Genomic DNA, 10,750 nt, shown 5'->3' with positions numbered 1-10,750 from the left:
GGCGTGCCAACAAACGACGAGGGCGATGTCGCGATCCGGCGGGGATCGGCGGCGATGATGCTGGGCTATTGGCAGCGCCCCGAAGCGACCGCCGAGAAATTCAAAGGCGACTGGATGATCACCGGCGACCGCGGCATTTGGCAAGGCGACTATCTGCGCTTTGTCGGCCGCGAGGATGATGTGATAACATCAAGCGGTTACCGCATCGGCCCAGCCGAGATTGAAGATTGTCTGATGACCCATCCGGATGTTGCGACCTGCGGTGTTGTGGGCAAGCCCGACGCCCTGCGCACCGAAATCGTCAAAGCCTACGTCGTGCGTAAAGAGGGCAGCGCAGTGGATGCCGAAATTCTGCAAGACTGGTGCAAAACCCGTCTGGCCAGCTATTCCTATCCCCGCGAAATTACCTTTCTGGACGCGCTGCCCATGACCGTCACGGGCAAGGTGATCCGCAAGGACCTCAAGGCGCGCGCCATTGCCGAGCAAACCCAATGACCGCCGACACACGACCCCATTCAAGGAGACCCACATGAAGCTGACCTCGCAGGCGCTGCCCTCATCCGAAGGCTTCAAAGCCAACGAAGCCGCCCATCTTGACGCGTTGCAAACCGTGCGCGACGCCGCCGAGGCCGCCGCATTCGGAGGCGGAGAGAAATCCCGCGCCCGCCATGAGAGTCGTGGCAAGATGCTGCCGCGAGAACGGGTGGCGAACCTGCTCGATCCCGGATCGCCTTTCCTTGAGGTCGGCGGGCTGGCCGCACACGGGCTTTATGGCGGCGCTGCCCCTTGTGCGGGCGTGATCGCGGGCGTGGGGCAGGTGCATGGCATCGACTGCATGATCGTTTGCAATGACGCGACGGTAAAGGGGGGCACCTATTTCCCGATGAGCGTCAAAAAACACCTGCGCGCCCAGGAAATCGCCGAGGAAAACCATCTGCCCTGCATCTATCTGGTCGACAGCGGCGGCGCGAACCTGCCCAATCAGGACGAGGTGTTCCCCGACCGTGACCACTTTGGCCGGATTTTTTATAATCAGGCGCGGATGAGCGGCAAGGGCATCCCCCAGATTGCCGTCGTGATGGGGTCGTGTACGGCGGGCGGAGCCTATGTGCCTGCCATGTCCGACGTGTCGATTATTGTGAAGGAACAGGGGACAATTTTCCTTGCCGGTCCGCCGCTGGTCAAAGCCGCGACAGGTGAAGTCGTGACCGCCGAAGACCTTGGCGGCGGTGATGTTCACACGCGTTTGTCCGGTGTGGCTGATTATCTGGCCGAGGATGACGCCCATGCGCTGGCGCTTGCGCGTCGTGCTGTGGCAGGCCTCAACCGCGCCAAGCCTGCAACGGTGCAATGGCAACTCAGCGAAGAGCCCGCCTATGACCCTGCCGAGATGTTGGGCGTGGTGCCTGCCGATCTGCGCACGCCTTACGATATCCGCGAGGTGATCATGCGGCTGGTCGATGGCAGCCGGTTTGACGAATTCAAATCGCGCTATGGCGAAACGTTGGTCTGCGGTTTTGCCCATGTCAAAGGCTGCCCTGTGGGCATCATCGCCAACAATGGCGTTCTGTTTTCGGAATCCGCACAGAAAGGCGCGCATTTCGTTGAGCTGTGTTCGCAGCGCAAAATCCCGCTGGTGTTCTTGCAAAATATCACCGGTTTCATGGTGGGCCGTAAATACGAAAACGAAGGCATCGCACGGCACGGGGCCAAGATGGTCACTGCCGTAGCATCCACCAACGTGCCGAAAATCACCATGCTGGTGGGCGGATCATTCGGGGCGGGCAATTATGGCATGGCGGGGCGGGCCTATTCCCCGCGCTTTATGTGGACATGGCCGAATTCGCGGATATCCGTGATGGGCGGCGCACAAGCGGCAGGGGTTTTGGCCACGGTCAAACGCGACGCGATTGAACGCGCTGGCGAAAGCTGGAGCGCCGAAGAAGAGGCCAAATTCAAGCAGCCCACGATTGATATGTTCGAAGAACAATCCCATCCGCTTTATGCCTCGGCGCGGCTGTGGGATGACGGCGTGATCGACCCGCGCAAAAGCCGCGATGTGCTGTCGTTGTCGCTGAGGGCCAGTTTGAATGCACCGATTGAGGACACACGCTTTGGCGTGTTCCGGATGTAAGGGGATCGCCATGACAAAAACATTACAAGAGATCGTCGATGCCAATCCTGACGCGGAAACATTCCGCTTTGGCGACAACCCGAAACTATGCGCCGAAATCATTGCCTTGGTGCGTGCCGGCAAAAAGACCGCCACCTGCGAGGCCGCATCGGCCTATGGCGCAGGCGGCGATGCATACCCCGAAGTCGGCCGCCGCGACATTGCGCTGAACTGGGATGGCACGCCTGCCTTTATGGTAGAGACGGTTGAAGTTTCCACCCGCCGTTTCAACGAGATGGACGCCGAATTTGTCGCCGCACAAGGCGAGTTCCGTGATCTTGAGCATTGGCGCGCCAGTTATGAAGCCTATTTCCACCGCACCGGCGGATTCAAGTCTGACATGAAGTTAATGTGCGAACGCTTCACCCTGATCGAGGACTACGCCTGATGTTTGATACAATTTTAATTGCAAACCGTGGCGAGATTGCCTGCCGCGTGATGGAAACGGCCCAAGCGATGGGCGTGCGTTGTGTGGCGGTGTATTCGGACGCAGACCGGTCGGCCAAGCATGTCGCGATGGCCGATACCGCGGTGCATATCGGCGGCTCTGCCCCGGCGGACAGTTATCTGCGGGGCGATGTGATCATTCAGGCGGCACTGGATACCGGCGCGCAGGCGATCCATCCGGGCTATGGATTTCTGTCCGAGAACCCGGATTTTGTGGATGCGGTCGAAGCGGCAGGGCTGGTGTTTATCGGGCCATCTGCAAAGGCGATCCGCGCGATGGGGTTAAAAGATGCTGCTAAAGCCTTGATGATAAAGGCAGGTGTTCCGGTCGTTCCGGGGTATCACGGCACCGATCAGGACGATGCGTTGCTGGCAGCCGAGGCCGATAAAATTGGCTATCCGGTGCTGATCAAGGCCGTCGCGGGCGGCGGTGGCAAGGGCATGCGTCTGGTCGAGGCGGCGAGCGGATTTCAGGCTGCACTGGACAGCGCGCGGTCCGAGGCGAAAACAGCCTTTGGCAACGCCGATGTGCTGGTCGAGAAATTCGTGACCAAGCCCCGCCATATCGAGGTGCAGGTTTTCGGCGACGGCACCCATGCGGTGCATCTGTTCGAGCGCGACTGTTCGCTGCAGCGCCGCCACCAAAAGGTGATCGAGGAAGCACCTGCCCCCGGCATGACGCTGGAAATGCGCGATGCGATGGGGCAGGCGGCCGTCACGGCGGCCGAGGCGATCGGCTATGCCGGTGCCGGCACCATCGAATTCATCGTAGACGGGTCTGATGGTCTGCGCCCTGACGGGTTTTTCTTTATGGAGATGAACACACGACTACAGGTTGAACACCCCGTGACCGAGGCGATCACGGGCGTTGATCTGGTGGAATGGCAATTGCGCGTTGCGGCAGGGGAAAGCCTGCCGAAGCGACAGGACGAACTGGGCATTCAGGGGCACGCCTTTGAGGCGCGGCTTTATGCCGAGGATGTGCCGAAAGGGTTCCTGCCCGCGACCGGTACGCTGACGCATCTGGTATTCCAGCAAGGCTGCCGTGCAGATAGCGGCGTGCGGGCAGGCGATACGATCAGCCCGTTCTACGACCCGATGATTGCCAAGATTATTGTGCATGGCCCGACGCGCGATGTTGCGCTGTCCAGATTACGCTCTGCGCTCAGCAATTGTGAAGTCGGCGGCACCGTGACGAACCTTGCGTTTCTGGGGGCGCTGGCGGGGCATGAAGGCTTTGCTGCGGGCGATGTCGATACCGGGCTGATTGGTCGCGAGATCGACAGTCTTACCGTCGCACCTGACGTGCAGCGGCGTCATATGGCTTTGGCGGGCATGGCCGCTTTGGCGTTGCTGGACCCGGCAGAGGATGCGGGTTTCAGCTTGTGGCAACCGTTGCTGCGTCAGGTCGGTCTGTCTTGGGGCGGTGAGGACCATCTGTTGAAGGTTCAAGTCGTCTCGGCAGACAAACAGATTTGGCTGGTAGATGGGACCGAAGTCGTGGCCCAGCGTGTCGGGACTGGTTGGCAAGTCGGCGGGCAGACCGCTGCGGCAGTTGCGGTACACTCTGGTCAGGTCACGGTTTTTGACGGCTATGGTCTGGTGTTCGATGTGATCGACCCGTTGGCCCGCGCCGCTGGTGGCCATGGCGACGGCAATCTGGTCGAAGCCCCCATGCCGGGTCTGGTGCGCAGTGTGGATGCCGTTGTGGGCCAAGCCGTGGCCAAGGGTGACCGTCTGGCGGTGCTTGAGGCGATGAAGATGGAACACAGCCTGCTGGCCGCACGGGATGGTATAGTGGCCGAGGTGCTGGCCATCGCAGGCGATCAGGTCGAAGCGGGTGCCGCCCTTGTCCGGCTTGAGGCCGAGGTGGCCGAGGTTGCTGCATGATCAAACTGCATCACGTCCCACAAAGCCGCTCTATGCGCACGCTTTGGCTGCTACATGAATTGGATGTCCCCTTCGAGGTGGTGCTGCACCCTTTTGACAAGTCCCTGCGCGATCCTGCCTATCTGACGATTTCGCCAGCGGGGCGGGTGCCATCGCTTGAGATCGACGGGGAGACGATTTTCGAGACCGGCGCGATTGGGGAATATCTGTGCGAAGTGTTCAGCCCCGATGGGTTGGGCCGGATGCCTGGCACGCCAGAACGCAAGGACTGGCTGGTGTGGATGCATTTCGCCGAAACCATCAGCCAGCATTGCGCGGCCTTGACCCAACAGCACATTGCGCTGCGCGATGATGCGATGCGCAGCCCCATTGTCATGAAACTTGAAGCCGCACGGATCAACAAGTGCTATGATGCTCTTGAGGCACGTCTGGCGGGACAGGAATATCTTTTGAATAGCGGCTTTACGGCGGCAGATATCGGGGTGGGACAAGCGGTTTATCTGGGGCAGTATTTTGCCAAGACCAATGATCATCCCAATGTGGCTGCTTGGTTCGAACGGATTTCCAAGCGGGACGGGTTTGTGAAGTCGCTGCCCACGGGGAAAACCTTGTTTGACCAGAGGTTTTTTGAACCTTGGCCGATCGTTTGAGGCGGGCGAAGGAATCTTGAGTTTATTTGGCAAAATGAAGGGGAGGGACTGACATGGACAAGGGCGTTTGCGAGATTTTCGAGGTGGGGCCACGGGACGGGTTACAGAATGAGGCGCGTGAAATTCCGGTGACCGAAAAGATTGCACTGGTGGATTTACTCAGCCGGGCAGGGTTCTCGCGGATTGAGGTAGCCAGTTTTGTCAGTCAGAAATGGGTGCCGCAGATGGCGGGGTCCGGCGCGGTTCTGGAGGGGATCACGCGGGCCGACGGGGTGCGATACGCCGCGCTGACGCCAAATTTGCGCGGATATGCGGATGCGGTGGCGTCCAAGGCCGATGAGATTGCGATATTCGCTTCGGCGAGTGAAGGGTTCAGCCACAAGAACATCAATGCGAGCATCGAAGAGGCGTTCGAGCGCTTTGCGCCGATCCTTGAAGAGGCGCGCCATGTCGATATGCCTGTGCGCGGGTATGTGTCCTGCGTGGTGGCCTGCCCATATGACGGGGCGATTGCGCCTGAAAAGGTTGCCGAAGTGGCGGACCGCTTGTTTTCGATGGGCTGCTACGAGGTGTCTTTGGGCGATACAATCGGTGCGGGCACGCCGGATACGATTGCCAAGATGTTGCTGGCGGTGCGTGATGTCGTGCCCGTTGGCCGTTTGGCGGGGCATTACCATGACACCAACGGGCGCGCGATGGACAACATCGATACGTCCTTGTCGATGGGGGTACGGGTCTTTGATGCCGCTGTCGGCGGGCTTGGGGGATGTCCGTTTGCACCCGGTGCGGCGGGCAATGTCGCGACCGAAGCGGTGAATGCGCATCTGACCGCCCTTGGCTATGTAACCGGGTTGGATCAGGCCGTGATCGAACAGGCCGCCGCCATGGCACAACAGATGAGGGTTGGCTGATGTGCGAGACGATCACGGTCGAAACCGATGCGCGCGGCGTGGCTGTTTTGACCCTTGCGCGGGCGGACAAACACAACGCCATGTCTGCGCAGATGATTTCAGAACTGACCGCCGCAGCCACGCAACTGGCAGAAGATGACGCCGTGCGCGTTGTGGTTCTGACAGGTGCGGGTAAATCATTTTGCGCGGGTGGTGATCTGGGGTGGATGCAGGCGCAGCGCGAGATGGACGCCGCGACGCGGTCTGCCGAAGCGGGCAAGCTGGCGGCGATGTTGGGCGCGCTGAACACCCTGCCCAAGCCGTTGATCGGGCGGGTGCAGGGCAATGCCTTTGGTGGCGGTGTCGGCATGGCAGCAGTCTGCGATGTGGCGATCGGTGTCGACACGTTGAAGATGGGCTTTACCGAAACGCGACTGGGGATCATCCCGGCGACGATCGGCCCCTATGTGCTGGCGCGCATGGGCGAAGGTCGCGCGCGGCGTGTGTTCATGTCGGCACGGCTGTTCGGGGCGGCCGAAGCGGTTGATCTGGGGTTGCTTGCAAAGGTCGTCCCCGCCGCTGATCTGGAGACGGCGATAGAGGCCGAAGTCCAGCCATATCTGTCCTGCGCGCCCGGCGCGGTCGCCGCAGCCAAGCAGTTGGCGCGAGATCTGGGGCCACGGATTGACGCCGACGTCGTTGACCACACCATTGCAGCCCTCGCCGCGCGGTGGGAAACTGACGAGGCCGCCGAGGGAATCGGTGCGTTTTTTGACAAGCGCAAGGCCGCGTGGATGGCCTGAAGGCAGGGCCATCAGCTTTGAACAGATATGGGGAATTTCATGCGCATTCTATTTACCGGCGGTACTGGCAAGGCGGGCAGGCATGTGATCCCTTATTTGCTGGCGCAAGGCCACCAGATCCTGAACGTCGATCTCTTGCCGTTCGATCATCCAGGCGTCGACAATCGGATCGCTGACATCTCTGATGCGGGACAGATGGCCGATGTGATGCAAAGCTATGCCAATTTGGGCGAATTGGAAGCCGGTTCCGGTCTGCCTAAATTCGACGCCGTTGTTCACTTTGCCGCGATCCCGCGCATTTTGCTGCGAACCGACAACGAAGCGTTCCGGATCAATACGATCGGCACGTACAATGTGATTGATGCAGCGCTCAAGGCGGGCATCCGCAAGGTGATCTTTGCCTCCTCCGAGACGACCTATGGGATCTGTTTCGCTGATGGCGAGATCAAGCCGGACTATATCCCCATCGACGAAGATCACCCCACCGTGCCCCATGACAGCTATGCCATGTCGAAGGTGTGCAACGAGGTGACAGCGCGCAGTTTTCAGGCGCGCACGGGGGCGGATGTTTACGGGCTTCGAATCAACAATGTTATTGAACCGGATGAATATGCAAAGATTTTTCCGGATTTCATCCATGAACCGGACCAGCGCCGCCGCAACATCTTTGCCTATATTGATGCGCGCGATCTGGGGCAGATGGTCGAATGCTGTTTGCAAAAAGACGGCTTGGGGTTTGAGGTATTCAATGTCGCCAATGACGATCATTCAGTTGATCTGACCACGGCGGAATTGATCGACCGCTACTATGCAGGCGTCCCGAAAACGCGCGAAATGGGTGAAAACGAAACGTTTTTCAGCAACAAAAAGGCGCGCGATATGGTGGGCTTTGCCCCGCAGCACGGTTGGCGGAACCACATCAGGGCGACCAAGGAATAGGCATCGGACACTATCTGCAAACCGCTGTTCATGGTGCGTTAAAACAGAACAGTTCAAATGTGGCGGGCTTGGTTGACCCTGACAAGACAGCGGAGTAAACCGAGAACCATCAAGTTCACCGCTTGATGGGCAAGGCGCGATGCCGCGCCACACACGCAAAGGAGCCTCCCCTTGGACGAGATGATGCGGGAATACCTTCCGATCCTTATTTTTCTGGCTGTGGCCGTTGGTCTGGGCCTTGTGCTGATACTGTCTGCGGTGGTGTTGGCCGTGCGCAATCCTGACCCCGAAAAGGTGTCGGCCTACGAATGTGGCTTTAACGCATTTGACGATGCGCGGATGAAATTCGATGTGCGCTTCTACCTTGTGTCGATTTTGTTCATTATTTTCGATCTCGAAATTGCATTTCTCTTTCCTTGGGCGGTCGCATTCCAAGACGTGAGCATGGCAGGTTTCTGGTCGATGATGGTGTTTTTGGCGGTGTTGACCGCTGGCTTTGCATATGAGTGGAAAAAGGGAGCATTGGAATGGCAGTAGCAGCCGCCGGGGCCAATGTGGCCGGGATGGACCGCGATGTGGCCACCCAGAACCTGAACAAGGAACTGCAGGACAAAGGCTTCCTGCTGACCTCGACCGAGGATATCATCAACTGGGCGCGCACCGGATCGCTGCACTGGATGACATTCGGTCTGGCCTGTTGTGCTGTCGAAATGATGCACACATCGATGCCGCGCTATGATCTTGAACGTTTCGGCACCGCGCCGCGCGCGTCGCCGCGCCAGTCCGACCTGATGATCGTCGCGGGCACGTTGACCAACAAGATGGCACCGGCCTTGCGCAAGGTCTATGACCAGATGCCTGAGCCGCGTTATGTGATTTCCATGGGGTCTTGTGCCAATGGCGGCGGCTATTATCACTACAGCTACTCTGTTGTGCGTGGCTGTGACCGCATCGTGCCGGTCGATGTCTACGTGCCGGGCTGCCCTCCGACAGCTGAGGCGCTGCTTTACGGTATCATGCAGCTGCAGCGCAAAATCCGCCGCACCGGCACAATTGTTCGCTAGGGGTCCGATATGTCAGAGCAACTGAACGAACTGGGTGCCTATCTCGAAGCGAAACGCCCCGATTGCATCCTGGGCTGGGACATCTCGCATGGCGAGCTGAACATGGATGTGACCAAGGCAAACCTGCCGGGGCTGGTTGAATTCATCAAGGGCGACGCAACTTGCCGGTTCTCGTCCTTAGTCGATATTACGGCGGTGGATTACCCCGGTCGGGCCAAGCGTTTCGACGTGGTTTACCATTTCCTGTCTATGTACCAGAACCACCGCATCCGTCTGCGCGTCGCCATCCGCGAAGAAGAAATGGTTCCGTCAATCGTTGATATCCATCCGTCGGCCAACTGGTTCGAGCGTGAAGTTTTCGACATGTTTGGCATCCTGTTTTCCGGCCATCCCGATTTGCGTCGCTTGCTGACGGACTATGGTTTCCGTGGCCACCCGCTGCGCAAGGATTTTCCGACGACGGGTTATACTGAAGTCCGCTATGACGAGGCCGAAAAACGCGTCGTCTATGAACCCGTGTCGCTGGTTCAAGAATATCGCCAGTTTGATTTCATGTCCCCTTGGGAAGGGGCCGGATACATCCTTCCCGGTGACGAAAAAGAGGCGGCCAAATAATGGGCGGCATCTGGTGGTTCATCCTGTCGGCCCTGACAATCATCCCGATGGTGAAGATTCTGCCGTTTTTTGGCATTAACAAATATTGGTCCGTGGCCTGTGTGGTCCCCTTTGGCACGATTGCGTTGCTGTGGTGGGTGGGCCTCAAACTGACCGAGCTGGAGCGTAAATGATGGACGGCACCAAAGGTTTTGAAGACGCCCTGACAGGCGAACAGAAAATTCGCAATTTCAACATCAACTTTGGCCCGCAGCATCCTGCGGCCCACGGGGTTCTTCGTCTGGTGCTAGAGCTTGACGGCGAAGTGGTTGAACGCTGCGATCCGCATATCGGCCTGCTGCACCGTGGCACCGAAAAGCTAATGGAAAGCCGCACGTATCTGCAAAACCTGCCGTATTTCGACCGGCTTGATTACGTGGCCCCGATGAACCAGGAACACGCTTGGTGTCTGGCGATCGAAAAGCTGACCGGCGTCGAAGTCCCGCGCCGCGCGTCGCTGATCCGTGTGCTTTATTCTGAAATCGGCCGTATCCTGTCGCATCTGCTGAACGTTACGACACAGGCGATGGACGTCGGCGCGCTCACGCCACCATTGTGGGGGTTTGAGGAACGCGAAGATCTGATGATCTTCTATGAACGCGCCTGCGGTGCCCGTCTGCACGCCGCTTATTTCCGCCCCGGCGGTGTACACCAAGATCTGCCACCGGCCTTGCTGGATGATATCGAAACGTGGTCGCATAAATTCATGTCCGGCTTCATGGCCGATATCGACAAACTGCTGACCGAAAACCGGATCTTCAAACAGCGCAACGCCGACATTGGCATCGTGACCGAACAAGACATTCAGGACTGGGGCTTTTCGGGCGTCATGGTCCGTGGTTCCGGCCTTGCGTGGGACTTGCGCCGTGCGCAGCCCTACGAATGCTACGATGAATTTGATTTCCAGATTCCGACCGGAGTGAATGGCGACTGCTATGACCGCTACCTTGTCCGGATGGAGGAAATGCGCCAGTCGATCTCTATTATCCAGCAGGCCATCGTCAAATTGCGCGCACCCGAAGGTCAGGGCGATATTCTTGCCCGTGGCAAAATTACGCCGCCGTCGCGTTCAGCGATGAAGACCGACATGGAAAGTCTGATCCACCACTTCAAGCTTTACACCGAAGGGTTCCACGTCCCCGCTGGCGAAGTTTACTGCGCCGTCGAAGCTCCCAAAGGCGAATTCGGCGTCTACCTTGTGGCGGACGGGTCAAACAAACCTTACCGCGCGAAAATCCGC

General features: G+C 58.8%; 12 protein-coding genes and 1 pseudogene. All 13 read left to right on the top strand.

Annotated features, from left to right (window positions below):
- Positions 1–495 (top strand): annotated as a pseudogene (locus ABYT07_RS15480) (AMP-dependent synthetase); the annotation flags it as partial.
- Between the two features lie 34 nt (positions 496–529).
- On the top strand, positions 530–2,134 hold the full coding sequence (locus tag ABYT07_RS15475) for a carboxyl transferase domain-containing protein (protein WP_372992939.1): 1,605 nt from the start codon (positions 530–532) through the stop codon (positions 2,132–2,134).
- 10 nt (positions 2,135–2,144) lie between these two features.
- Positions 2,145–2,561, top strand: a complete 417-nt coding sequence (locus tag ABYT07_RS15470) for an ASCH domain-containing protein (protein WP_372992938.1) — start codon at positions 2,145–2,147, stop codon at positions 2,559–2,561.
- Entirely contained in the window at positions 2,561–4,510 is a 1,950-nt protein-coding gene (locus ABYT07_RS15465) for a biotin carboxylase N-terminal domain-containing protein (protein ID WP_372992937.1), read from the top strand. The genes ABYT07_RS15470 and ABYT07_RS15465 overlap by 1 nt, the downstream gene beginning before the upstream one ends.
- On the top strand, positions 4,507–5,160 hold the full coding sequence (locus ABYT07_RS15460; RefSeq protein WP_372992936.1) for a glutathione S-transferase family protein: 654 nt from the start codon (positions 4,507–4,509) through the stop codon (positions 5,158–5,160). The genes ABYT07_RS15465 and ABYT07_RS15460 overlap by 4 nt, the downstream gene beginning before the upstream one ends.
- 53 nt (positions 5,161–5,213) lie before the next feature.
- On the top strand, positions 5,214–6,071 hold the full coding sequence (locus ABYT07_RS15455; RefSeq protein ID WP_372992935.1) for a hydroxymethylglutaryl-CoA lyase: 858 nt from the start codon (positions 5,214–5,216) through the stop codon (positions 6,069–6,071).
- The gene (locus ABYT07_RS15450) at positions 6,071–6,853 is read left to right on the top strand and encodes a crotonase/enoyl-CoA hydratase family protein (protein ID WP_372992934.1); all 783 of its coding nucleotides are present in this window, start codon (positions 6,071–6,073) and stop codon (positions 6,851–6,853) included. Before ABYT07_RS15455 ends, ABYT07_RS15450 begins: the two co-directional genes overlap by 1 nt.
- 39 nt (positions 6,854–6,892) lie before the next feature.
- The gene (locus ABYT07_RS15445; protein WP_372992933.1) at positions 6,893–7,792 is read left to right on the top strand and encodes an NAD-dependent epimerase/dehydratase family protein; all 900 of its coding nucleotides are present in this window, start codon (positions 6,893–6,895) and stop codon (positions 7,790–7,792) included.
- A 171-nt stretch (positions 7,793–7,963) separates the two neighbouring features.
- Positions 7,964–8,329 (top strand): NADH-quinone oxidoreductase subunit A, encoded by a 366-nt coding sequence (locus ABYT07_RS15440; protein WP_008227902.1) that lies wholly within the window; start codon positions 7,964–7,966, stop codon positions 8,327–8,329.
- A complete protein-coding gene (locus ABYT07_RS15435; RefSeq protein ID WP_093732620.1) occupies positions 8,320–8,856 on the top strand; it encodes an NADH-quinone oxidoreductase subunit B family protein in 537 nt (178 codons plus the stop codon). The genes ABYT07_RS15440 and ABYT07_RS15435 overlap by 10 nt, the downstream gene beginning before the upstream one ends.
- Positions 8,857–8,865: 9 nt before the next feature.
- Positions 8,866–9,471, top strand: coding sequence for an NADH-quinone oxidoreductase subunit C (locus ABYT07_RS15430; RefSeq protein WP_372992932.1), 606 nt, complete (start codon positions 8,866–8,868; stop codon positions 9,469–9,471).
- Positions 9,471–9,644: a hypothetical protein gene (locus tag ABYT07_RS15425; protein ID WP_037227038.1), complete on the top strand. Its 174-nt coding sequence runs from the start codon at positions 9,471–9,473 to the stop codon at positions 9,642–9,644. The genes ABYT07_RS15430 and ABYT07_RS15425 overlap by 1 nt, the downstream gene beginning before the upstream one ends.
- Positions 9,641–10,750: NADH-quinone oxidoreductase subunit D (locus ABYT07_RS15420; RefSeq protein WP_372992931.1), on the top strand; the 1,110-nt coding region annotated here is incomplete at its 3' end. The genes ABYT07_RS15425 and ABYT07_RS15420, both read left to right, overlap by 4 nt.

The organism is Sulfitobacter sp. (genome assembly GCF_041552635.1).
Taxonomy (GTDB): Bacteria; Pseudomonadota; Alphaproteobacteria; order Rhodobacterales; family Rhodobacteraceae; genus Sulfitobacter.
This window is presented reverse-complemented; position numbering and strand designations above follow the sequence as displayed.